This window comes from Embleya sp. NPDC055664, assembly GCF_053618075.1.
In genome coordinates, this window is record NZ_JBSHGZ010000026.1 from 1 (window position 1) to 24,327 (window position 24,327).

The window sequence follows — 24,327 nt, forward strand, 5'->3', positions numbered from 1 at the left end:
GCGGCCGCGGGGGCGCACGGGTGTGTGCGCGACGGCGGCAGCCTCACTGAGGGTTCGTCGAAATGCCGGTGCCCACCGTCGAGTCGGGCGTCGAGTCGACGGCGTGTGTTACAGCTTGGTCCAGGCCTCGGTCAGCACTCCGCGCAGGATCTGCTCGATCTCGTCGAACACACCCTGGTCCGCGACCAGCGGCGGGGAGAGCTGGATGACCGGGTCGCCGCGGTCGTCGGCGCGGCAGTACAGGCCGTTGTCGTAGAGCGCGGTGGACAGGAAGCCGCGGAGCAGGCGCTCGGCCTCGTCCTCGTTGAACGTCTCCTTGGTGCCCTTGTCCTTGACCATCTCGATGCCGTAGAAGTACCCGTTGCCGCGCACGTCGCCGACGATCGGCAGGTCCTGGAGCTTTTGCAGGGTGGCCAGGAACTTGGCTTCGTTGTCCAGCACGTGCTGGTTCAGGCCCTCGCGCTCGAAGATGTCGAGGTTGGCCAGCGCCACGGCGGAGGACACCGGGTGCCCGCCGAAGGTGTAGCCGTGCATGAAGACGTTGTCGCTGCCGTTGTAGAACGGCTCGGCGATGCGGTCCGAGACGATCATCGCGCCGATCGGGGAGTAGCCCGAGGTCATGCCCTTGGCGCAGGTGATGATGTCCGGCACGTAGTCGAACTTGTCGCACGCGAACATGGTGCCGAGCCGACCGAACGCGCAGATGACCTCGTCCGAGACGAGCAGCACGTCGTACTGGTCGCAGATCTCGCGCACACGCTGGAAGTAGCCGGGCGGCGGCGGGAAGCAGCCACCGGCGTTTTGCACCGGCTCCAGGAAGACCGCGGCGACGGTGTCGGGGCCCTCGTTGAGGATCGCCACCTCGATCTGGTCGGCGGCCCAGCGGCCGAACGCCTCGGGGGAGTTGTCGGCGAGGAACTCCGGCTTGCGGTACTGGTTGGTGTTGGGCACCCGGAAGGTGCTCGGCACCAGCGGCTCGTACGGCGCCTTGTAGTCCGGCAGGCCGGTGATCGACAGCGCGCCCTGCGGGGTGCCGTGGTAGGCGATGGCCCGCGAGATGACCTTGTGCTTGGTCGGCTTGCCGGTCAGCTTGAAGTAGTGCTTGGCCAGCTTCCACGCGGACTCGACGGCCTCGCCGCCACCGGTGGTGAAGAAGACCTTGTTCAGGTCGCCCGGGGCGTAGTTCGCCAGGCGCTCGGCCAGCTCGATGGCCTTGGGGTGGGCGTAGCTCCACACCGGGAAGAAGGCCAGCTGCTCGGCCTGCTTGCGGGCGACCTCGGCCAGCTCGGTGCGGCCGTGTCCGGCCTGTACCACGAACAGGCCGGCGAGGCCGTCGATGTACTTGCGACCGTTGGTGTCCCAGATGTAGCTGCCTTCACCGCGCACGATGGTCGGCACGGGAGCGTTCTCGTACGACGACATGCGGGTGAAGTGCATCCACAGGTGGTCGTAGGCGCTCTTGGAGAGGGCCGCGTTGTCGTACTGCTGTGTCATCGAGTACCCCACTGGTAGGTCTGCTTCCGGAGCTTCAGGTAGACGAAGCTCTCGGTGCTCCGTACGCCCGGAATCGCTCGGATCCTCTTGTTGATGATGTCGAGCAGGTGGTCGTCGTTCTCGCATACGAGTTCCACGATGAGGTCGAACGAACCCGCCGTGATGACGACGTAGTCCACTTCCTTCATCGTGGCCAGTATGTCCGCAACGGGTTCGATGTCGCCTTCGACCCGAACCCCGACCATGGCCTGGCGATGGAAGCCGACGGTCAGCGGATCGGTCACCGCGACGATCTGCATCACGCCCTGGTCGAGCAGGCGCTGTACGCGCTGGCGCACGGCGGCCTCCGAGAGACCGACGGCCTTGCCGATTGCGGCGTACGAGCGGCGTCCGTCCTCCTGGAGCTGCTCGATGATCGCCTTCGACACGGCGTCGGCCGGCGCGCTCGGGTTTCTGTCTCGACCGGCCATGTGGTCACTCTGCCTCATCAGATGGGCCTTTCGCAAGGGAATCCGTTGACATTGCTCAGTCAGACAACTGATTCAGTTGTTGGTGCGTGATGGGGATGCGGATACCGACAGCAATCCGGTTAGGCTGGGATCGCGGCCCAGGTCGGGAATCGACCCCCTCGCCGTCCTGCCGGCGCCGCCCCGTTTTCGAAGGAGACTTGGGACATGAGCGACCTGCGTACTCTGCGCAACTACATCGACGGCACGTTCACCGACGCCGCGGACGGCGGCACGCTCGACATCGTCGATCCCGCCACCGGCGAGGTCTACGCGACGTCCCCGCTCTCTCGCGAGCGGGACGTCGACGCGGCGATGCGCGCGGCGGCCACGGCGTTCGAGAGCTGGAGCGAGACCACGCCCGCGGAGCGCCAGCTCGCTCTGCTCAAGATCGCCGACGCGGTCGAGAAGCGCGCCGACGAGTTGATCGACGCCGAGTGTCGCAACACCGGCAAGCCCCGGGCGCTGACCGCGTCCGAGGAGATCCCGCCGATGGTGGACCAGATCCGCTTCTTCGCGGGTGCCGCGCGCATGCTGGAGGGCAAGTCGGCCGGCGAGTACATGGCGGGGCACACCTCCATGGTGCGGCGGGAGCCGGTCGGGGTCTGCGCCCAGGTGGCGCCGTGGAACTACCCGATGATGATGGCGGTGTGGAAGTTCGCGCCGGCCCTCGCCGCGGGCAACACCGTGGTGCTCAAGCCGTCCGACACCACTCCGGCGTCCACCGTGCTGCTCGCCGAGATCATCGGCGAGATCCTGCCGGCCGGCGTGTTCAACGTGATCTGCGGCGACCGCGACACCGGTCGGCTGATGGTCGAGCACAAGACCCCGGCGATGGCCTCGATCACCGGTTCGGTACGGGCCGGCATGTCGGTCGCGGAGAGCGCGTCCAAGGACCTCAAGCGGGTGCACCTCGAACTCGGCGGCAAGGCGCCGGTCGTGGTCTTCGAGGACGCCGACATCGCCGCCGCGGCCGAGGGCATCGCGGGGGCCGGTTTCTTCAACGCGGGCCAGGACTGCACCGCCGCCACCCGGGTGCTCGTGCACTCCTCGATCCGCGAGGAGTTCGTCGCCGCGCTGGCCGCCGCCGCGAAGGCCACCTCCACCGGCCCGCAGGACGACGCCGACTACGGCCCGGTCAACAACGTCAACCAGCTCACCCAGGTCTCCGGCTTCATCGACCGCCTGCCCGGACACGCCAAGGTCGAGGCCGGCGGGCACCGGGTCGGCGACAAGGGCTTCTTCTACGCGCCGACCGTGGTCTCCGGACTGAAGCAGGACGACGAGATCATCCAGAACGAGGTCTTCGGCCCGGTGATCACCGTCCAGGCGTTCGAGGACGAGGCCGAGGCGTTGGCCAACGCCAACGGCGTGCAGTACGCGCTCGCCTCCTCGGTGTGGACCAAGGACCACGGCCGGGCGATGCGGATGGCCAAGCGGCTCGACTTCGGCTGCGTGTGGATCAACACGCACATCCCGCTGGTCGCCGAGATGCCGCACGGCGGCTTCAAGCACTCCGGCTACGGCAAGGACCTCTCCGGCTACGGCTTCGAGGACTACACCCGGATCAAGCACGTGATGACCAACTACGACGCCTGATCCGCCCCGCCGCGCGAGCGGCACCCCGGCGCCACCCGCACGCACCCTGTCAACTCCGCTTCGCGAGGGTTGACAGGGTGCGTGTTGCCGTCCGGGGCGGGACCCGGCCACGATGCGGTGGGCCGTCCGTACGCCCGGCGCGTCCCCGCGCCCAGGGAGCAGGCCCCGTTCCGTACCGCCAAGGAGTCGCCGATGATCCGCGCCCGCACGCGCGCCCAGTCCCCGCCGCGGATCGCCGGACACCGGGTGGACCGGCGGATGTTCCTGCGCGGCACCGGCGCGGCCGCGGCTGTGGGCGCGCTGGCCGCGTGCGGTGTGCCCTCGGCGTATGTCGAGGAGTCCAAGCGCGGCGGAACGGACCGGTCGGAGCGCGAGAAGGTGGTCCGCTTCTCCAACTGGGCGCTGTACATCGACGTCGACGACGAGGACGAACAGCGCCACCCCACGCTCGACGCGTTCATCGACAGGACCGGGATCAAGGTCCGGTACTCGGAGGAGATCAACGACAACGACGAGTTCTTCGGCAAGATCCACCCGGCCATCCAGGCGGGCAAGGAGCCGGGGCGCGACGCCATCGTCATCTCCGACTGGATGTGCACCCGCTTCGTCCGGCTCGGCTGGGTGCAGAAGCTGAACAAGGCCAACCTGCCGCGCGTGGGCGCCAACCTCGCCGAATCGTTGCGCAGCCCCGGCTACGACCCGGGGCGCGAATACACCGTGCCGTGGCAGAGCGGGATGACCGGCATCGCGTACAACAAGAAGCTGGTGGACCGCGAGATCCGGTCGGTGAACGACCTGTGGCGGCCCGAACTCAAGGGCCGGGTCACCGTGTTCGCCGGCTTCATGGAGGCGGTCGCGCTGCTGATGCTCGGCGAGGGCTCGGACATCCGTACCTTCACCGACGCGGACGTGGACAAGGTGATGGAGCGGATGCAGAAGCTGGTGGACAAGGACCACATCCGCAGCTTCACCGGCAACGACTACACCTCGGGCCTGGCCAGTGGCGACATCCTGGCCTGCCAGGCGTATTCCGGCGACGTGGGTCAGCTCAAGCTGGACAACCCCGACATCGAGTTCGTGGTGCCCGAGGAGGGTGCCGAGCTGTGGTCGGAGAACCTGATGGTGCCGAACAAGGCCGCGCACAAGACCAACGCCGAGAAGCTGATGGACTTCTACTACGACCCCGAGATCGCCGCGGAGCTGGCGCACTACGTGGCGTACGTGTGTCCGGTGCCGGCCGCGCAGCAGGTGCTGGCCGAGTCGCCGGACCAGGAGATGCGCGCGTCGGCGACCAACCCGCTGATCTTCCCGGACGCGGAGATGACCGCGAAGCTGCACGGGATGCGGGAGACCACCGAGGACGAGGAACGGCGCTGGGAGAAGGCGTGGGGGAAGATCATCGGCCTGTGAGCCGGCGGCCGGGGCCGCGCGGGCGGTCGGTGCCTGTCGGGCGGTCCGCGGGCCTCGGTTCGCGGTGCCGCGCTCAGCGCTCCGCCATGGCCGGGTCGGCGGTCCGGGCCCTGCGGTAGGCGCGCAGACCGAGCAGCGGGAACACCAGCACCGAGACCATGCCGGCGCCGACCATCGCGGCCGCGGTGCCCGCCCGCAACTCGCCCTCCTCCACGCCGATCCCGGTGATCACCACGATCAGCGGCAGGCCGGCCGAGGCGAACAGGGCCAGGCCCAGGCGTACCGCGACCGGGGAACCGCGCTCCACCAGGTAGGTCGGCACGCCGCGGACCAGCAGGAACAGCGCGAGGAACAGCGGGAGCAGGGCCACCGTGCCCAGGTCCGCGAACAGCGCCCGGCCGTCGAAGCGCACGCCGCTGATCACGAAGAACACCGGGATGAATATCCCGAATCCGATCGCGTCCAGCTTGGCCGCCACCGTCTCGCGGAACTCCGCCGGCATGTCGGACAGCAGCAGCCGGATGATCAGGCCGGCCGCGAACGCGCCGAGCAGCGCGTCGAGGCCGAGTTCGTCCGCCGCCCAGACCAGCGCGGCCAGGACCAACACGGCCAGTCGGATGGCGAGTTGGCCGCTGGAGTGCAGGGTGGCCCGGACCACCCGGTCCAGCGCCGAGGGCAGCGGCCGGCGCGCGAACGCCAGCACCACCAGCGTCACCGCGGCGAAGCAGGCCAGCGCGACCGCCGAGGCGTCCGCGTTGCGCCCGCTCAGCAGCAGCGAGACGGCGACGATCGGACCGAACTCGCCGAGGGTGCCGATCGCCATCACCTGCGCGCCGAACCGGGTGGGCAGCGCCCCCGCGTCGCGCAGGATCGGCAACAGCGTGCCGAGCGCGGTGGTGGTCAGGGCCAGGCCGACCACCAGGCGCGACATGGTCGAACCGGACCACACCAGGAGCAGCCCGACCACCAGGCCGAGCACCAGGGACACCAGCCAGCCCAGCGTGGCCAGGCGCAACGGCCGCCCGTTGAGCCGGGACGGGTCGATCTCGAAGCCGGCCAGGAACATCAGGAAGGCCAGCCCGAAGTTGGCGGTGAAGGAGAGCACGGTCGTTTCGTGTACCCAGTCCAGGACGGACGGTCCGGCCAGTACGCCGAGCAGGAGTTCGAGCACGACGGTGGGTACCGGGATCCGTCGCCCGAGCAGATCGGCCGCCGGCGGCGCGACGAAGGCCAGGGCCAGGACGATCAGGAACGGCGCGCTGTCGTGGGGCACCGGCGGAGCATAAGGCGCATTCGCCGGCGATTCGGGCAGACGCGCGGGCGGGGGTCGCACGTGCGGGCGGGAGCCGCCCGGACGGAGGCACGGCGTCGGGGCACTAGGGTCGATTTCCATGACTAGCAGCTCCTCAGAGGCCACCGCCGTGCCCGCCGTCGCAACGCCCGCCGACCCCGCCGACGATCCCGGTGAGCCCTCGGGTTGGGACGTCGTGGTGATCGGCGCGGGCCCCGCCGGCGCGTCGGCGGCGCTGGCCGCGGCGCGCGCCGGACGCCGCGTGCTGGTCCTCGACCGGGCCGAACTCCCGCGCTACAAGACGTGTGGCGGCGGCATCATCGGCCCGTCCAAGAACGCCCTCCCGCCGGGCTTCGAGCCGCCGGTGGAAGACCTGGTGCGCGAGGTCGAGTTCACCCTGCGCGGACGCCGCCGCCGGGTCCGCTCGGCCCGGACCACGCTGATCGGACTGGTCGACCGGGCCCGCTTCGACGAAGCCCTGACCCGGGCGGCGGTGGCCGCGGGCGCGGTGCTGCGCGAGGGCACGGCGGTCTCCCGGATCGTCGAGCACGACGGCCTGGTGGAGTTGACCCTCGCGGGCGGCGAGACGGTGCGCGCGAACGCGGTGGTCGGCGCGGACGGCAGCGCGGGGCGCAGCTCGGCCTACGTCGGGGTCACCTTCGAGCAGGTCGATCTGGGCCTGGAGGCGGAGATCCCGGTGCCGCCGGAGGTCGCCGCGCACTGGCGGGGGCGGATCCTGCTCGACTGGGGCCCGCTGCCGGGCTCGTACGGGTGGGTGTTCCCCAAGGGCGACACGTTGACCGTCGGGGTGATCTGCGCGCGCGGCGAGGGTGAGGCCACCCGTGCCTACCTGCGCGACTTCATCGGCCGGCTGGGTCTGGCCGGGTTCCGGCCGGCGGTGGAGTCGGGCCATCTGACCCGGTGCCGCAAGGAGAGCGCGCCGCTGTCGCGCGGCCGGGTGCTGGTCGCCGGGGACGCGGCCGGGCTGCTCGAACCGTGGACGCGCGAGGGCATCTCGTACGCGCTGCGCTCGGGCCGGTTGGCGGGGGAGCGGGCCGCGCAGGTGGCCGGGGTCGACACCGTCGCCGAGGTGGACAAGATCGGCGCGGACTACCACGCCGACGTGGACGCGGTGCTCGGGCGCGAGATGCGCGCCGGGCGCATCCTGCTCGACGTCTTCGAGCGGCACCCGGCGATGTTGCACCACGCGGTGACCACGCTGCCGCAGGGCTGGCGGGTGTTCCGCAAGGTGGTCCAGGGGCGCACCACGTTCGCCGACCTGCTCGAACGGCCCGCCGCCCGGCGGGTGTTGGCGCTGACCGGCCACTGATCGAAGGTCCGCCGGTCGTCGATCGGCGGGGTGGGACCGGGCACGGCCCCGGGTCCGCGGTGCGCGGGCCCGGGACCGTGTTCGTGGGGTGTGCCGCCGGCCCGGGTGCTGGAGTGCTGCGGTGTCGCCGTGGGCCGGGTCGGGCTTCGGGTCAGTCCTGCTCCGGCTCCTCGTCCTCGGCGGAGTGGATCCGGCGCAGCCGCGCGCCCTGGAACAGCGCGTTGCCGACGAGGAGCAGGCCGACCGCGCCGCCCGCGAGCGACAGGGTGTCGTCGTCGGGTCCGGTCTTGGGCAGGGTGCTCGGCGGCGTTTGGTCGGCGCCACCGGTGGAGGTGCCGCCCGTGGCCCCGCCGGTGCTTCCACCACCCGTGCTGCCGGCGCCGGTGCTCCCGCCGCCGGTGGATCCGCCGCCGCTCGTGCCGCCACCGGATGTCCCGCCGCCCGACGTGCCTCCGTCGGAGGTCCCGCCCGGGAAGCTCGGCAGGGGTGTGTCGACGGTGTAGCCGATGAACGACGGGTCGTTGTTGTCGGCCCGGCCGACCAGGGTCAGCGGTCCGGCCCGACCCAGGATCACCGAGGTGTCCGTGGCGCCCTCGGGTACCACCAGGGCGCAGAACGTGGAGATGTCGGTCTCCGGCGCGAGCGGGAGCCGTACCTCCGCGCGGGCCGCGCGCGGCGACCCGGCCACGGCGGGCGGGTATTCCACCGACGCCGTCCAGCGCTTGGTCTCGTGCGGCCGGAGCGAGCCCGGTGAGCACTTGAACGTGGTCACCCACGCCGGGCCCGGATCCCGCAGCGCGGGTGCGGCGGAGCAGCCGCCCACCGAGGTGATTCGCAACTGCCCCGTGCTGTAGGCGTACACGTCCCGGGCGGGCTGGGCCTTGTCGGTGTCGTTGGTGACGGTGAACCAGATCGTGCCCCGACCCCGGGCGTCGAAGGTGATCTGGAGGGCGGTCGCCACCCCGAACCGCGTGGCCGGCGGTGGCGTGGTCGACGGCCGGGTGGACGACGACGTGGTGCTGGGCCGCCCGGTGGTCGGTGGTGTCGTGGTCGGCGGCCCGGTGCTGCTCGGCGGCCGGGTGGTGGGCGGCTCGGTGGTCGGCCGGTGGGTGCCCGGTGGCGACGTCGTGGCCGGCTTCGTGCTCACCGGCGGCTTGGTGGTGACCGGCGGCCTGGTGCTCTCGCCGGTCGGGGGTCGGGTATGCGTGTGCCCCTCGCCGCCGCCTCGCGGTACCGACCCGCTCGCGTCGGTATCCGCGACGGCCAGGCCCGCGTTCAGAATCATTCCTATTCCGATCGGAACAGAAATGATCAACGCGGCTCGCTTGACATTTTCTGATCGAAGTTTTCTCCGTAGGAACATGCGGTATCCCCCTCCCGCTATGCGTGACGATTCGTTCTACCATGTCCGTCCTAAGCTTTAGGACGGCTTTTGGGGGATAACCCTGGTAAAGCTGAAATAGTCTGATCTTGAAAAGCGGCGAACCTGGGGGAAAGCCGATGTCGGGCGCGCCTGGTGACGGTGGGACGGGCTTCGTGGTCGGAGCCCGCTACGAGCTGGTGAGCGTGCTCGGCAGCGGCGGAATGGGCACCGTGTGGCGGGCCCGCGACCGCCTGCTCGACCGACCCGTGGCGGCGAAGGTGATCAGCACGGGCTGGGGGCGCAGCGCGTCGCAGTCCTTCCGCGAGCGAAGTCTGCGCGAGGCCCAGGCGACCGCCCGGATCAACCACCCCAACGTGGTGCGGGTCTACGACTACGTCGAGGACGACGACCGGTTGTGGATCGTCATGGAACTGCTCGACGCCCGCTCGCTGGATACGATCCTCGCCGAGGACGGGCCGCTCACCCCGCACGCCGCCGCGGCGATGGCGGTACAGATCGCGCGCGCGCTCGGCGTCGTACACGCACACGGGGTGATCCACCGCGACGTCAAGCCGGGCAACGTCCTGATCGAGCGGGACGGGCACGCGGTGCTCACCGACTTCGGCATCGCCGCCCTGGAGGGCGTGAGCGGACTGACCGGGACCGGCGCGATCCTGGGCTCGCCCGAGTTCATGGCGCCGGAGCGGATCGAGAGCGAACACCCGGGACCGGCCTCGGACCTGTGGTCGCTGGGCGTCACGCTGTGCGCGGCGGTCACCGGCGCCTCGCCGTTCCGACGGGCCACCCCGGTGGCCACGATGCACGCGATCGTGATCGCCGAGCCCGAGGTGCCGGAGGAGATCGGGCCGCTGGAGCCACTGGTCCGCGACCTGTTCCGGCGCGATCCGACGCTGCGCCCGAACAGCGCCGAGGTGGAGGCGCGGCTGAGCGCGGTGGTCGCCGCCGAGGGCCGCCGGCGCGCGGGCGATCCGACCCGGCCGATCCGGCCCACCCTGCTCGGGTGGACGTCGGCGCCCGGGGCGGTGGAGGCGGGGGAGCCGGCCGTGACCGTCCCGCACCCGACCGACTCGTCCGCGACGGACCCGCACCGGACGGACCCGCACGGAGGCGACCCCGACACGACCGACCCGGACGTGACGCTGGTGCCCTCCTCGCACCGGCAACCGCCGCTGCGCGACCTGCTGCCCACCGCGCGGCCCGCCCCGGACGACGCCGGATCGTTCGACCCGCTGCCCCGGGTGCCCGCCGCGCCGCTGCCCGGACGCCGACCCGGCGGTTTGCCGGGGGGCGGGGATCCGCCGACCTTCCCGCTGCCCTCCCGCGGCCGGCGGCCAGGCCGTTCGCGTCGTCGGTTGTTGGCGGTCCTGCTCCCGATCGTCACCTTCCTCGTCGCGGGCGCGATCGTGGCGGCGGTGCTGCTCGCCCGCGCCGGCGGCCGGGGCGGCGACGCGGGCGGGGCGTCGTCCCGGCCGAACCCGCCGACGGTCACCGGGTCCGGCTCGCGACCGGCCGCCGATCCGCTCGCCGGCCTGGCCGCGTACCCCACCGCGCCGCCGGGAGGCGCGCCGATCCCGGTGCGCCGGGTCGACGAGAGCACCTTCGCCTGGCAGGTCCCGCAGGGCTGGACCCGCAAGGAGCAGAACCAGAGCGTGATCTACACCGACCCGGCCGGCCCGACCGTGTTGACCGGGCGGACCGCCTTCCAGCAGACCAGCGACCTGCTGGAACAGTGGCGCGACGACGAACAGAACGCGGCCCGGGTATTTCGCGACTATCGGAAAGTGACCTTCGAGTCGCGTGCCATTCACGGCCGGAAAGGCGTGGTCTGGGAATACACCTGGACCGAGTCCGGTATTGCCCGGCACGCGATGTTGGCGTCGGTGATCATCGACGGGATCTACGTCGAGGTCGACGTGTTCGGCACCGAGCAGCTGTGGCCGCGCGACTCGATCCTGCACGCGCTCGCGATGAACGACTTCACCCTCGCCGGCACCCGGCCGGCCGCCTGAGCCGCGGTCAGCGCCGGAGCGCCTCCAGACCGAGCAGCGCCACGTGCAACGACAGGCAACTCTCCACTTGGTCCAGGTCCACGCCGAGCACCCGCTCGATCCGGTGCAGGCGCTCGTAGAAGGACGGCCGGGACAGGTGCGCGGCATCCGCTGCGGCGGACTTGTTGCGCCCGTGCTCCAGATAGATCCGGAGCATCGGGACCAACTGGGTGCCCTGCTGCGCGTCGTAGGCCAGCAGCGGCCCGAGTTCACGCTCGACGTAGGTCTGCAGCCGCGCGTCGTCGCGCAGTAGGTGCAGCAGACCGCGAAGCCGCACGTCGGGCAGCCGGTAGAACGCGGCCTTGCCGCCCTGGTGCAGCGCGGCGTCGGCGACCTGGGTCGCCTCCAGGAGCGAGCGCCGCGCGTCGCGCGCCGCGCCCACCGAGGAGCCCACCGCGACCACGATGTCGTCCGCGAGGTCCGGCGCGAGCCGGCGGATCGCGGCGGAGAAGCCCTCCAGCGCGCCGTCCTCGGTGTCCTGCGAGGCGAGCGCGACGAGCAGCCCGACGTTGTCGTCGTCGAGCCCGCCGACCAGCGCGGCCAACCGGCGCTCGCGCACCGCGGCGGCGGCGATCTCGGTGAAGTCGCGCAGCCGCGCCTGGGATTCCAGCGCGGCGGGGGTGCTGTTGCGCCGCAGTCGCAGCACCACCCCGACCAGACGCCGGCCCTCCAGCGGGATGCCCAGGGCACGGGCGCGCAGGGTCACCTCGGCCACCGTGTACGAGTGGGTCAGGATCCCGGACAGCAGCGTGCGGTGGGTCTGCCGCTCCAGGCTCTCCCGGTCGCGCACCACCAGCCGGTTCAGCGCCAGCGTGGAGGCGGCCCGCTCCAGGAGCATGGTCTGCTGCGCCGGCGGCGGGGCGCCGTCGCCCACCAGTACCAGCCGGCCCCAGTCGTGCCCCCGGGCGCCCACCGTGGTCACCAGCCACCCGGTGCGCTCGTCGAAGGCGGTGCGGGTGGACAGCCGCAGCTGCCGGGAGCGGTCCTCCCAGTTCTCCAGCAGCGTCTCGGCCGCCATCCCCGCCGCGTCGTAGGCGAGCACCTGGTGCGCCAGGTTCTCCAGGATCACCGGCCGCCCGGCCATCCGGGACGCCTGGCGGACCACCTCGGCGGGCTCGGCGCCCTCCACGGCCAGCTCGTTGAACGCCTGGTGTACCGCCTCGGACGCCTGCAACTCGGCCAACTGGGCGTCGATGATCAGCGCGTGCACGGCCTCGGTGATGCCGATGAACCGGGTCTCGTTGCGCAGCGTGATCACCGGCAGGCCGGCCTGCTCGGCCGCGGCGACCAGTGCGCGCGGCAGTTGTTCGGTGTAGCGCCGGCCCAGTTCGAGCACGAGCCCGGCGGCGTCCACCTCGGCCAGATCGCGGATGTAGCGCTGCAACCCCTCACGCTCCTCCGGGAGCGCGATGCCGGTGGCCATCACCAACTCGCCCCCCTTGAGCAGGCGCGTCACGTCGGGCAATTCGCTGATGTGCACCCAGCGCACCGGACGGGCCAGGCCACGCTCGCCCGCCACCACCTGCGGGCGGCCACGCCGGACGATATCGAGGGCCAGTACGTCGGAAACGGTGGGGAACATTCGACAACCTCCGCGTGCTGACTACGACCCGACCGCGGGGCGGTCGGTTCCCGAGGGGAAGGCGAGGGGAACCCGAGGGATCCTGAGAGAAGGAAACCGCGAGCAAACCGTGAGCAAGCTGTAAACGGCTCGGCAGGCGGTGCTTCCATGGTGACAGGTCGTCGGGGGCTTCGACCTCTCGCCCCGGGGTTCGCCCCGGCGATTCACGACCTGTAAAGGCCATGGCCCCCTACCTGTCGATGTGCCTGTTGCGGCACCCCGTGTCGAAACGGCATCGTCCTACGCTGACGCGGCTCACGCGCATAACCACCACCCGCGACGCCCCGTCGGCTCATCGAAATTCCCTTGGAGGGCTCCCATGCCTATGCAGGACTTCGGCAACGGTCATCAGTACGTCGGGGGACAACTGCGGCAGGGCTCGTCCGGGGAGACGTTCGACGTCGTGAACCCCGCCACCGGCGACACGGTCGAGACGCTGACCCTCGCGGACCCCTCGGACGTGGACGCGGCCGTCGCCGCCGCCAAGGGCGCCTTCCCGCAGTGGTCGGGCGCCACCCCGGGAGAGCGGGCCGGCGCGCTGAACACGTTGGCCGCGCTGCTCGAGGAGCGGGCCGAGGACTTCGCCCGGGTGGAGAGCGCGCAGGCGGGCAAGCCGATCCGACTGACCACCGAGTTCGACGTACCGGGCACGATCGACAACACCGCGTTCTTCGCGGGCGCCGCGCGCAACCTGGAGGGCAAGGCGGCCGGGGAGTACGCGGCCGGCTCCACCTCCATGGTGCGCCGCGAGGCGATCGGCGTGGTCGGCTCGATCGCGCCGTGGAACTACCCGCTGCAGATGGCCGCCTGGAAGATCCTCCCGGCGATCGCCGCGGGCAACACCATCGTGCTCAAGCCGGCCGAGATCACCCCGCTCACCTCGCTGATGTTCGCCCAGGCATGCACCGACGCGGGCATCCCCGACGGCGTGGTCAACGTGGTCACCGGCAAGGGACGGACCGTCGGCGAATACCTGATGGGCCACGCCGACGTGTCGATGGTCTCCTTCACCGGCTCCACCGGGGTGGGCAAGCGGGTCGGCGAGGTGGCCCTGCGCACGGTCAAGCGGCTGCACCTCGAACTGGGCGGCAAGGCCCCGTTCGTGGTCTTCGACGACGCCGACCTCGACGCCGCGATCAACGGCGCGGTCGCCGCGTCCCTGATCAACTCCGGCCAGGACTGCACCGCCGCCACCCGCGCCTACGTCCAGCGCCCACTCTTCGACGCGTTCGTCGCCGGGGTCGCGGAGCTGTACGAGGGGGTGCGCCTGGGCGACACGACGGACCCCGCGACCGACCTCGGCCCGCTCGTCTCGCGCCGCCAGCAGGAGTCGGTGGCCGGCTTCGTCGAGCGGGCCCGCGGCTACGGCGCCACCATCGTCACCGGCGGCGAGATCCCCGGCGGCGACCTGGCCAAGGGCGCCTTCTACCGGCCGACGCTGGTCACCGGGGTCGCCCAGGACAGCGAGATCGTGCAGGACGAGATCTTCGGCCCGGTCCTGGTGGTGCTGCCGTTCGACAGCGACGACGAGGGCATCCGGCTCGCCAACGACACCCCGTACGGCCTGGCCGCCTCCGCGTGGACCCGCGACATCTTCCGCTCGCTGCGCGCCACCCGGGAGATCCAGGCCGGCTGCGTGTGGGTCAACGACCACATCCCGATCATCAGCGACATGCCGCACGGCGGCTACAAGGCCTCCGGCTTCGGCAAGGACATGTCGCAGTACTCCTTCGACGAGTACACCCAGGTCAAGCACGTCATGTACGACGGCACGGGCATCGCCCGCAAGGACTGGCACCGGACCATCTTCGGAGCTCGGTAGACACCCCCCCCACCTTCCGGATCGGCGGCCGAGAGCGAGAGCTCCCGGCCGTCTCGTGTGGCCGGCGGACGGGCCTTCACCCGTCCCGGGCGGCGAGAGGAAACATGACTGAGCAGCAGCGGGCCGGCGCCTCCGGCGATGTCTCCTTGGCGGGTCTGAGCAAGCACTACGGTGACTTCACGGCCGTCCGCCCCATGGACCTGACCATCCCCGCGGGATCGTTCTTCGCCCTCCTCGGCGCCTCGGGCTGCGGCAAGACCACGACGTTGCGGATGATCGCCGGACTGGAGCAGCCCTCGACGGGCACCGTCCACATCGGCGATCGCGACGTCACGGCGCTGCCGCCGTACAAGCGTCCCGTCAACACGGTGTTCCAGAACTACGCGCTGTTCCCGCACCTGAGCGTGGCCGACAACGTCGGCTTCGGGCTGCGCCGTCGCGGCGTCAAGGACACCGCGGGGCAGGTGAAGGACATGCTCGACCTGGTCGAGCTCGGGCACCTGGCCAAGCGCAAGCCGACCCAACTCTCCGGCGGCCAGCAGCAGCGGGTCGCGGTGGCCCGGGCGCTGATCAACACGCCGCAGGTGTTGCTCCTGGACGAGCCGCTGGGCGCGCTGGACCTCAAGCTGCGCCGGCAGATGCAGCTCGAACTCAAGCGCATCCAGACCGACGTGGGCATCACTTTCGTGCACGTCACGCACGACCAGGAAGAGGCCATGACGATGGCCGACACCATCGCCGTGATGAACGGCGGCCGCATCGAACAGCTCGGCTCCCCGGTCGAGTTGTACGAGTCGCCGCGCACCACCTTCGTGGCCAACTTCCTCGGGCAGTCCAACCTCGTCGAGGCCAAGGTGACCGGGCGCGCCGACGGTGATCTGCTGCTCGACGCGCAGGGCAACCGCCTCGTGCTGCCCGCCACGCGCTCCGCCGCCGACGGCGACCGGCTGGTGATGGGCATCCGCCCGGAGAAGATCACCATCGTGCACGCGGCCGACGCGAAGGTCGCGGACGGCCGCAACCGGCTCGACGGCGGGGTGATCGTGGACGCCGCGTTCATCGGCGTCTCCACCCAGTACGTGGTGCGGATGCCGTGGGGCCAGGAATTCACCGTCTTCGAGCAGAACATGGAGCGCGACCGGCGCCTGATACCCGGCGCCGGCGTGCTGCTGCACTGGAACCCGGAGCACGGCTTCGGGCTCGAATCGGGCGACCTCACCGCGGGCATCGCCGAGGCGAGCGAGGACGCCGCGTGAGCGCGCTCGGCACCCTCGGCACGGGCACGACGGGAGGTGCGGACACCACCGACAAGGCGGGCAACGAGCCGGCGCGGCGCGGCAGATGGGTGCCGTACGCACTGCTCGCCCCCGGCCTGTTGTGGCTCGTGGTGTTCTTCGCCATTCCGATGGTGGTCCAGGGCTCCACCTCGCTCCAGACCGGCAACCTGACCAAGGGCTACGACCTCACCTGGCACTGGGCCACCTACTGGGACGCGATCGAGCAGTACTACCCGCAGTTCCTGCGCTCGTTCGGCTACGCCGCCGCGGCGACCGTGATGTGCCTGGTGATCGGCTACCCGCTCGCCTACGCGATCGCGTTCAAGGCGGGCCGGTGGCGCGGCATGTGGCTGGTGCTGGTGATCGCGCCGTTCTTCACCAGTTTCCTGGTGCGCACCCTGGCCTGGAAGACGATCCTCGCGGACAACGGGATCGTCGTGGACGTGCTCAACACGCTGCGCTTCACCGACGTCACGGCGTTCCTCGGACTCACCCAGGACGACCGGGTGTTGGCCACGCCGCTCGCGGTGATCTGCGGGTTGACCTACAACTTCCTGCCGTTCATGGTGCTGCCGCTGTACGCCTGCCTGGAGCGGATCGACCCGAGGCTGCACGAGGCGGCCGGCGACCTGTACGCCTCGCCGCGCACCACGTTCGCCAAGGTCACCTTCCCGCTGTCGCTGCCGGGCGTGGTCTCCGGCACGCTGCTCACCTTCATCCCGGCCTCCGGCGACTACGTCAACGCGCAGTGGCTCGGCTCGCCGGACACCGGCATGGCGGGCAACGTGATCCAGACCCAGTTCCTGCGGGTCCTGGACTACCCGACCGCCGCCGCCCTGTCGTTCATCCTGATGTTGCTGATCGTGCTGATGGTGACCGCGTACATCCGCAAGGCGGGGACGGAGGACCTGGTCTGATGGCCGTCGTCAACTGGTTGCGTCGCAACGTCATCGTTCTGGTCGGCCTGCTCGCGCTGGGCTACATGACGCTGCCCAACATCGTCGTGCTGATGTTCTCGTTCAACGACCCGAACGGGCGCTTCAACTACACCTGGAACGGCTTCACCACCGACGCGTGGGAAAAGCCGTGCGGGGTCGCGGGCATCTGCGACTCGGTCGAGGTCAGCATGAAGATCGCGGTGTTGTCCACGCTGATCGCCACCGCCCTCGGTACCGCGATCGCCTTCGCGCTCGGCCGCTACCGGTTCCGGGCCCGGGGCGCGATCAACACGCTGCTGTTCCTGCCGATGTCGATGCCCGAGGTGGTGATGGGCGCCTCGCTCGGCACGCTGTTCCTGAACATGCGGATCAACACCGGCTTCGTGACCATCCTGATCGCGCACATCATGTTCTGCCTGAGCTTCGTGGTGGTCGCGGTCAAGGCCCGGGTGCTCGGCATGGATCCCAAGCTCGAAGAGGCCGCGCAGGACCTGTACGCGTCACCCACCCAGGTGTTCCTGCGGGTGACCCTGCCGCTCGCGGCACCCGGCATCGGAGCCGGCGCGATGCTCGCTTTCGCGCTCAGCTTCGACGACTTCGTGATCACCAACTTCACGTCGGGCAACACGGTCACGTTCCCGATGTTCGTGTACGGCGCGGCCCAGCGCGGCACCCCGCCGCAGATCAACGTGATCGGCTCGGCGATGTTCGTGATCGCCGTACTGATCGTGATGATCGGGCAGATCCGCGCGTCGCGGCGGGCCAGGCAACGCGCCTAGCCACGCCTGTTGGATGATGAACACTCCCAGATCCGTAGCTATGCGGTGAAACCGCCGGGGTCCGACCAGGGACTCCGGCGGACATCGCGAAAGTGGTGAAACCCCATGGGTCCCCGGAACACGTCGGATCCTGCCCCCTCCGTCGAGGCCGTCCGCTCGCTCGCGGACGCCGCGCCGGTCCCCTTCTGGCTGGACCAGCCGGACCGCCCCGCGCCGCACGCGGCCCTGATCGGCGACGACCACTGCGATCTCGCGGTGGTCGGCGGCGGGTACTCGGGCCTGTGGACCGCGCTGATCGCCAAGGAGCGCAACCCCTCGCGGGACGTGGTCCTGATCGAGGCGCACGAGATCGGCTGGGCGGCCTCGGGCCGCAACGGCGGATTCTGCGCCGCGAGCCTGACCCACGGCTTCTACAACGGTCTCGACCGCTGGGAGGGCGAACTCGCCCGGCTGGAACGGCTCGGCGAGGAGAACCTCGACGAGATCGAGGCGGCGATCGAGCGCTACGGCATCGAGTGCGACTTCCGCCGCACCGGTGAACTCAACGTGGCCACCCAGCCGCACCAGGTCGAGGAACTGCGCGAGGAGATCGACCTCGCGGCGAAGTACGGCACCGAACTGACCTTCCTGGACCGGGACGAGGTGCGGGCCGAGGTGGACTCGCCCACCTACCTCGCGGGCGTCTGGGACAAGACGGGCTGCGCGATCGTCGACCCGGCCCGGCTGGCCTGGGGCCTGAAGGCCGCGTGCGAGTCGCTCGGCGTACGCGTCTTCGAGCGCACCAAGGTGACCGAACTGGCCGAACACGGCTCGGGGATGATGCTGAAGACGCCCTACGGGCGGGTCTTCGCGGGCCATGTGGCGCTGGGCACCAACGTCTTTCCCTCGCTGGTCAAACGGCTGCGGCCGTTCGTGGTCCCGGTCTACGACTACGCGATGATGACCGAGCCGCTGAGCGCCGGGCAGTTGGCGGCGATCGGCTGGAACAACCGCCAGGGCATCGGCGACACGAACAACCAGTTCCACTACTACCGGCTGAGCGCGGACAACCGGATCCTGTGGGGCGGTTACGACGCCGTCTACCACTACGGCTCGCGGATGTCCCCGGAACTGGACCAGCGTCCGGAGACCTTCGCGAAGCTCGCGGGGCACTTCTTCGAGACGTTCCCGCAGCTCGAAGGTCTGCGCTTCACCCACACGTGGGGTGGCGCGATCGACACGTGCAGCCGGTTCTCGGCGTTCTTCGGCACGGCGTACAAGGGCAAGGTGGCCTACGCGATGGGCTACACGGGCCTCGGCGTGGGCGCCACCCGGTTCGGCGCCGAGGTGATGCTCGACAAGCTCGACGGCCGCCCGACCGCGCGCACCGAGCTGGAGATGGTCCGCACCAAGCCCCTTCCGTTCCCTCCGGAACCGATCAAGTGGGCCGGCGTCACGATGACGAAGTGGTCGATGGACCGAGCCGACAAGAACGCCGGCAAGCGCAACCTGTGGCTCAAGACCCTCGACAAACTGGGCATGGGCTTCGATAGCTGAGCAGTGGTCTCCGAAGGGGTGGACGGACCAGGGCCGAGGGGCCCGATCCGTCCACCCCTTCGCGGTAAACCGCGGCCTTGGCCCGAAACCCAACGGGCGGTGCGGGTGGGCACCAAAAAACCCGACCGAGACGGTCTGTAAGCCAAAAGCCGGAACCGCCGACAACCTGAAGGTTGAGCCGCCCGCACCGGACCACGCAGACTGGCGAAACCACATCCCCTCGGAAGGTCGGACCCGTGACGAACCACGTAACCCACTGGATTGCCAACGCGGAGTGGACGGGGACGTCCGAGCGTCGTGGCGACATCCACAACCCCGCCACCGGCAAGGTCACCGGCACGGTCGACTTCGCGTCCGTGGCCGAGGTCGACGAGGCCGTCTCCGTCGCCGTCCGGGCCTTCGCGACGTGGCGCAACGCCTCGCTGGCCAAGCGCTCCCAGGTGCTCTTCAACTTCCGCGAGCTGCTCAACGCCAAGAAGGACGAGCTGGCCGCGATCATCGTGGCCGAGCACGGCAAGGTGCACTCGGACGCGCTCGGCGAGATCGCCCGCGGCCAGGAGGTCGTGGAACTCGCCTGCGGCATCCCGCACCTGCAGAAGGGCGGCCACTCCGAGCAGGCGTCGACCGGCATCGACGTCTACTCGATCCGCCAGCCGCTCGGCCCGGTCGCGATCATCTCGCCGTTCAACTTCCCGGCGATGGTCCCGATGTGGTTCTTCCCGATCGCGATCGCCACCGGCAACACGGTGATCCTCAAGCCGAGCGAGAAGGACCCCTCGACCGCGAACTTCCTCGCCGAGCTGTGGAAGCAGGCCGGCCTGCCCGAGGGTGTGTTCAACGTCGTGCACGGCGACAAGGTCGCGGTGGACCGCATCCTGGAGCACCCCGACATCAAGTCGGTCTCCTTCGTCGGCTCGACCCCGATCGCCAAGTACGTGTACGAGAACGGCACCCGCTACGGCAAGCGTGTGCAGGCCCTGGGTGGCGCCAAGAACCACATGCTGGTGCTCCCGGACGCCGACCTCGACCTGGTCGCCGACGCCGCGGTCAACGCCGGCTTCGGCGCGGCCGGCGAGCGCTGCATGGCGATCTCCGCCCTGGTCGCGGTCGAGCCGATCGCCGACGAGCTGATCGGCAAGATCAGGGAGCGCATGACCAAGCTCCAGGTCGGCGCGGGCAACGACGCCGCGTCCGAGATGGGCCCGCTGGTCACCCGGCAGCACGCCGACAAGGTGCTGTCCTATGTACAGGCCGGCGTGGACCAGGGCGCGACGCTCGTGGTCGACGGCCGCACCCACCCGATCAACGGGGACGACACGGCGGACGGCTACTGGGTCGGCCCGACCCTGTTCGACAACGTCACCCCCGAGATGTCGATCTACACCGACGAGATCTTCGGCCCCGTGCTCTCCGTGCTCCGGGTCGACTCGTACGACCAGGGCCTGGCCCTGATCAACGCCAACCCGTACGGCAACGGCACCGCGATCTTCACCAACGACGGTGGCGCGGCCCGCAAGTTCCAGAACGAGGTCGAGGTCGGCATGATCGGGATCAACGTGCCGATCCCGGTCCCGGTCGCCTACTACTCGTTCGGCGGCTGGAAGAACTCGCTGTTCGGCGATCTGCACGCGTACGGCGCCGACGGCGTGCAGTTCTTCACCCGGGGCAAGGTCGTCACCCAGCGCTGGCTCGACCCGAGCCACGGCGGGATCAACCTGGGCTTCCCCACCAACGACTGATCACCTCCTCGCCTCGGCGAGACCTCACGGCGAGCCCGCCGGACCCCGACGACGTGGTCCGGCGGGCTTCGCCATTTCCTCCACGCGCCTTCCCTGGCAGCATGCGTGACGGGTCGTCAGATGATCAGTCGACGGCCGTTACGGACGTGACAGGGGAACGGCGCATGCCCATCCAAGACAGTCCGGCCGGCGACACCGCCGTCCGGTTGATCCAGATCTCCGACGTGCACTACCGGGACGCCCCGGGCACCCACGGATTCGTACGGCACGACCCGGACGCGGGATTGGCGGCCACCCTGGAGGGCGCCGCCGACGCGCTCGCCGCGGCGGACGTACTGGTCGCCTCCGGCGACCTGGCCGACACCGGCGAGCCGGGCGCCTACCGGCGGCTCGGGGACGTGCTCCAGGCGCTGCCGGTGCCGGTGTACTGCCTCCCGGGCAACCACGACAGCCACGACGCCTACACCGCCGGCCTGCCCCGCACCGGCGTGCACCTGGAACCCGCGGTACGGATCGGGTCCTGGCTGCTGCTGATGGTGGACACCAACGCGCTGGGTCGCGAACACGTCGGGGACGGGGTGTACCGCGACCTCGACGACCGCATGACACGTGCCGACGGGCCGGAGCTGAGCGCGCCGGAGGCTGCCCGGATCCGGGAGATCCTGGCCGGCTCGGACGCCGAGCACGCGCTGCTGTTCCTGCACCAGCCGCCGCTCGCGGAGATCTGTCCGAACCTGGACCCCTCCGGCCGACTCGGCGCGCTGCTGCGCGACTTCCCGCGGATCCGGGCGATCTCCGGCGGACACCTGCACGGCTCCCTGGAGGGCGAGTTCGCGGGTGTACCGGTGTTCGTGGCGCCCTCGACCACGTACAGCATCGACTACGAGGGCAGGCACTTCGACGGCCCCGGCTACCGGACCTTCACCCTGCACCCGGACGGCCGGGTGGAATCCGCCGCGCACACCGTGCCCGGGCCGATCACCGACGCGATGCGGGCCAGGCCCGCGCCGCGCTTCCTCACCGAGCTGATGATGGGCCTGGTGACGGTCGAGGAGATGCGCGCGCTGAGCGACGAGCAGTTCGAGGAGCGGTTCGGCGAACCCCGGCCGGTACGGGGCGCCTGAGCCCGACGCACAGCCCGCGCGGCGGCCCGATCGACCCCGACCGATCGACCCCGGCCCCGGATATCGCGGTTGTTCCCATCCCGGCCCGACCAGCACGAGGAGACACGTGACACAACATCAGGCGCACGCCGGAGTCGCTCTCGAAGGCGTCCGCAACTTCCGCGACATCGGCGGTCTGCCCACCGTCGACGGCCGACACATCCGGGCCGGTCGCTACTTCCGCAGCGGCCACCTGGCCACGCCCACCGACGCCGACCGGACGAGCCTGGCCCGACTGGGCATCCGGCTCGTGGTCGACCTGCGCAGCCCGGCCGACATCGAGCTGGACGGCGCGGACGTGCTGCCCGAGGGCGCGCGGTGGCTCAACCTGTCGATGTCCGACCCGGCCCGGGGCGCGGAGTTCTGGCGCGACATGCGCTCGGCGGACCTCGACGTGCTGCGCGAGCGGCTGGGCGACGGGCGGGCGGAGAAGTCGATCGCCGCGGACTACCGCGACCAGGTGGTGAGCCGGGTCGACAAACACGCGGCACTGGTGCACGCGCTGATCGGGGCCGACGGCCTGCCGGTGGTGGTGCACTGCTCGGCCGGCAAGGACCGCGCGGGCATCGCGGCGGCCCTGGTCCAGCGCCTGCTCGGCGTCGGCGTCGACGACGTGGTGGCGAACTACCTGATCAGCAACGACCCGGCGCACCGCTACACGCCCAACAGCGACCGGCTCGCGATGCGCCCGGGCCTGCTGGAGCTGTTCCGGCCGTTCCTGGAGGTGCGCGAGGAGTACCTGCGCGGCGCGCTGGAGGTGATGGACACCCACTGGGGCGGCTTCGACGCCTACCTGGAACGCGGCCTGGGCCTGGACGCGGACCGGCTGGAGCGGCTGCGCGCGGCGCTGCTGACCGACTGACCGAGGGCCGAGCCGTACCGGCCCGGAACACACCCGAGGGCGGTGCCCACAGGAGGAGGCACCGCCCTCGGGCGGGTGGTCACGGGAGACGGGAGGGGTTCAGGAGTCGTCGGCCATCAGCTTGATGTTCCAGCGGGTCTCCTGGCGCGGACGCAGGTAGAGCACCCAGTACAGCGCGGCCACCACGACGATGCCGCCGGTGATCTCCAGCGCGCGCATCGGCTGTTCGGTCAGCACGTAGATCATCGCCGCGATCAGCAGCACCGGGATCACCGGCCACAGCGGCATCCGCCACGCCTGACCGCTCTTGTGCACACCCCGGCGGGCGACCAGTACGGCCAGCGCCACGGTCAGGTAGAGCGCGGCGACCGCGACGCCGGTGACCTCGCCGAGGATGTCGAGGTTGACGAAGCACAGCAGTGCGCCCGGCACGCCGACCACCAGCGTGGACACCCACGGCGAACCGAACCGGTTCACCTTGCCGAAGGCCCGGTTGATCGGTTCGGGCCAGGCCTTGTCCCGCGCCGAGGCGTAGACCACACGCGAGTTCTGGATCACCATGACCACGCCCGCGTTGATGATCGCCAGTGCGATGCACAGCCCGATGAACGTCGCCATGCCGTGGTTGGACCAGCCCTCGACCAGGCCGAGGATGTCGCCCTCGGCCAGTGCCGCCTGGGACGGCGCGCCCAGCGAGATGGCGATGGTCGGCACGATCAGGATCACGCCGCCCAGACCCAGGGTCCACAACACCGTGCGCGAGACGGTGCGCCGCGGGTTCTCCATCTCCTCGGCCAGGTAGACCGCGGTGGAGAAGCCCTGCAACGCGAACAGCGCGCCGGCCATGCCCGCGATCAGCAGGCCCATCTTCAGCGGGTCGGTGGTGCCGGCCGCGGCGTCCGCGACCACCTCGGGCTTGACCAGCGTCGAGGCGGACTGGTGCACGTTGCCGAACCCGAGGAAGGCCACGATCGCCGCGGCGACCACCTCCAGGGCCAGGAACACACCGGTCACCCACGCGTTGGCGCGCAGGTCGAGCAGGCCCATGATCGTCGCCAGGATCATCACCGCGGCGCCGGCCCACATCGTGTCGACCGTGGCGATCGAGGTCAGGTAGTCGGCGGTGCCGAGCGCGATGATCGGCGGCACGATCATCACCACGATGGTGGCGATGATGAAGACCAGCCAGCCCATGAAGCGCCCCATCAGGGTGCCGACCATGGCGTACTCGCCGCCGGCGCTGGGGATCAGCGTGCCCAACTCGGAGTAGCAGAACGCCACCCCGATACACAGCACGGCGGCCACGACCAGGGCCAGCGAGGTCCCGGACCCCAGATCCGCGAACATGCCCGGCACGATCACGAACAGGGACGACGCGGGGGTCAGACAGGACAGGGTGAGCAGTGTGCCGCCGACGACACCGATGGATCGTTTGAGCGGGGCGGGTGTGCCACCGACGTCTTCGAGCGTGACTGGAGTCAGGGTCCCGGACGGCGGTGGGGTGGTTTCTACAGCCATGAGCGCTACC

Annotated in this window: 18 protein-coding genes; 12 read left to right on the forward strand and 6 right to left on the reverse strand. The window is 70.5% G+C overall.

The features are described 5' to 3' along the window. Window positions 1–108: 108 nt before the first annotated feature. Both ACWGR4_RS32455 and ACWGR4_RS32460 read right to left on the reverse strand, forming a co-directional pair. Complete coding sequence (locus tag ACWGR4_RS32455; protein WP_380003050.1) at window positions 109–1,494, reverse strand: aspartate aminotransferase family protein; 1,386 nt, start codon at window positions 1,492–1,494, stop codon at window positions 109–111. Continuing rightward, complete coding sequence (locus tag ACWGR4_RS32460) at window positions 1,491–1,964, reverse strand: Lrp/AsnC family transcriptional regulator (protein WP_101897326.1); 474 nt, start codon at window positions 1,962–1,964, stop codon at window positions 1,491–1,493. Before ACWGR4_RS32460 ends, ACWGR4_RS32455 begins: the two co-directional genes overlap by 4 nt. Window positions 1,965–2,168: 204 nt before the next feature. Here ACWGR4_RS32460 and ACWGR4_RS32465 point away from each other — a divergent pair, with 204 nt between their 5' ends. Both ACWGR4_RS32465 and ACWGR4_RS32470 read left to right on the forward strand, forming a co-directional pair. After that, window positions 2,169–3,599: a gamma-aminobutyraldehyde dehydrogenase gene (locus ACWGR4_RS32465; RefSeq protein ID WP_452130603.1), complete on the forward strand. Its 1,431-nt coding sequence runs from the start codon at window positions 2,169–2,171 to the stop codon at window positions 3,597–3,599. A gap of 192 nt (window positions 3,600–3,791) precedes the next feature. After that, the gene (locus ACWGR4_RS32470) at window positions 3,792–5,009 is read left to right on the forward strand and encodes a polyamine ABC transporter substrate-binding protein (protein WP_452130604.1); all 1,218 of its coding nucleotides are present in this window, start codon (window positions 3,792–3,794) and stop codon (window positions 5,007–5,009) included. 73 nt (window positions 5,010–5,082) lie between these two features. Here the strand turns inward: ACWGR4_RS32470 and ACWGR4_RS32475 are convergent, their stop codons facing one another. Continuing rightward, window positions 5,083–6,282 (reverse strand): cation:proton antiporter, encoded by a 1,200-nt coding sequence (locus ACWGR4_RS32475; protein ID WP_452130605.1) that lies wholly within the window; start codon window positions 6,280–6,282, stop codon window positions 5,083–5,085. 118 nt (window positions 6,283–6,400) lie between these two features. Here ACWGR4_RS32475 and ACWGR4_RS32480 point away from each other — a divergent pair, with 118 nt between their 5' ends. Further along, on the forward strand, window positions 6,401–7,630 hold the full coding sequence (locus tag ACWGR4_RS32480; protein WP_380003054.1) for a geranylgeranyl reductase family protein: 1,230 nt from the start codon (window positions 6,401–6,403) through the stop codon (window positions 7,628–7,630). Window positions 7,631–7,781: 151 nt separating this feature from the next. Here the strand turns inward: ACWGR4_RS32480 and ACWGR4_RS32485 are convergent, their stop codons facing one another. Then, entirely contained in the window at window positions 7,782–8,915 is a 1,134-nt protein-coding gene (locus ACWGR4_RS32485; protein WP_452130606.1) for a hypothetical protein, read from the reverse strand. Window positions 8,916–9,130: 215 nt separating this feature from the next. Here ACWGR4_RS32485 and ACWGR4_RS32490 point away from each other — a divergent pair, with 215 nt between their 5' ends. Next, entirely contained in the window at window positions 9,131–11,023 is a 1,893-nt protein-coding gene (locus ACWGR4_RS32490) for a protein kinase domain-containing protein (RefSeq protein ID WP_452130607.1), read from the forward strand. A 7-nt stretch (window positions 11,024–11,030) separates the two neighbouring features. Here ACWGR4_RS32490 and ACWGR4_RS32495 read toward each other — a convergent pair whose 3' ends face one another. Then, a complete protein-coding gene (locus tag ACWGR4_RS32495) occupies window positions 11,031–12,644 on the reverse strand; it encodes a PucR family transcriptional regulator (RefSeq protein ID WP_452130608.1) in 1,614 nt (537 codons plus the stop codon). A 364-nt stretch (window positions 12,645–13,008) separates the two neighbouring features. Here ACWGR4_RS32495 and ACWGR4_RS32500 point away from each other — a divergent pair, with 364 nt between their 5' ends. The 8 genes from ACWGR4_RS32500 to ACWGR4_RS32535 all read left to right on the forward strand — a co-directional run bounded on the left by ACWGR4_RS32500 (window position 13,009) and on the right by ACWGR4_RS32535 (window position 22,799). Continuing rightward, the gene (locus ACWGR4_RS32500) at window positions 13,009–14,505 is read left to right on the forward strand and encodes a gamma-aminobutyraldehyde dehydrogenase (protein ID WP_452130621.1); all 1,497 of its coding nucleotides are present in this window, start codon (window positions 13,009–13,011) and stop codon (window positions 14,503–14,505) included. A 104-nt stretch (window positions 14,506–14,609) separates the two neighbouring features. Further along, window positions 14,610–15,761, forward strand: a complete 1,152-nt coding sequence (locus ACWGR4_RS32505; RefSeq protein WP_452130609.1) for an ABC transporter ATP-binding protein — start codon at window positions 14,610–14,612, stop codon at window positions 15,759–15,761. Continuing rightward, entirely contained in the window at window positions 15,758–16,699 is a 942-nt protein-coding gene (locus ACWGR4_RS32510) for an ABC transporter permease (RefSeq protein ID WP_452130610.1), read from the forward strand. The genes ACWGR4_RS32505 and ACWGR4_RS32510 overlap by 4 nt, the downstream gene beginning before the upstream one ends. After that, complete coding sequence (locus tag ACWGR4_RS32515) at window positions 16,699–17,499, forward strand: ABC transporter permease (RefSeq protein WP_078977419.1); 801 nt, start codon at window positions 16,699–16,701, stop codon at window positions 17,497–17,499. Before ACWGR4_RS32510 ends, ACWGR4_RS32515 begins: the two co-directional genes overlap by 1 nt. Window positions 17,500–17,604: 105 nt before the next feature. Then, complete coding sequence (locus ACWGR4_RS32520) at window positions 17,605–19,035, forward strand: NAD(P)/FAD-dependent oxidoreductase (RefSeq protein WP_380003061.1); 1,431 nt, start codon at window positions 17,605–17,607, stop codon at window positions 19,033–19,035. 236 nt (window positions 19,036–19,271) lie between these two features. Beyond that, window positions 19,272–20,774 (forward strand): CoA-acylating methylmalonate-semialdehyde dehydrogenase, encoded by a 1,503-nt coding sequence (locus tag ACWGR4_RS32525; protein WP_380003062.1) that lies wholly within the window; start codon window positions 19,272–19,274, stop codon window positions 20,772–20,774. Between the two features lie 164 nt (window positions 20,775–20,938). Further along, on the forward strand, window positions 20,939–21,898 hold the full coding sequence (locus ACWGR4_RS32530; protein ID WP_452130611.1) for a metallophosphoesterase: 960 nt from the start codon (window positions 20,939–20,941) through the stop codon (window positions 21,896–21,898). Between the two features lie 106 nt (window positions 21,899–22,004). Further along, window positions 22,005–22,799: a tyrosine-protein phosphatase gene (locus tag ACWGR4_RS32535; protein WP_452130612.1), complete on the forward strand. Its 795-nt coding sequence runs from the start codon at window positions 22,005–22,007 to the stop codon at window positions 22,797–22,799. 99 nt (window positions 22,800–22,898) lie between these two features. Here ACWGR4_RS32535 and ACWGR4_RS32540 read toward each other — a convergent pair whose 3' ends face one another. Next, the gene (locus tag ACWGR4_RS32540) at window positions 22,899–24,317 is read right to left on the reverse strand and encodes an APC family permease (protein ID WP_380003065.1); all 1,419 of its coding nucleotides are present in this window, start codon (window positions 24,315–24,317) and stop codon (window positions 22,899–22,901) included. Window positions 24,318–24,327 lie beyond the last annotated feature (10 nt).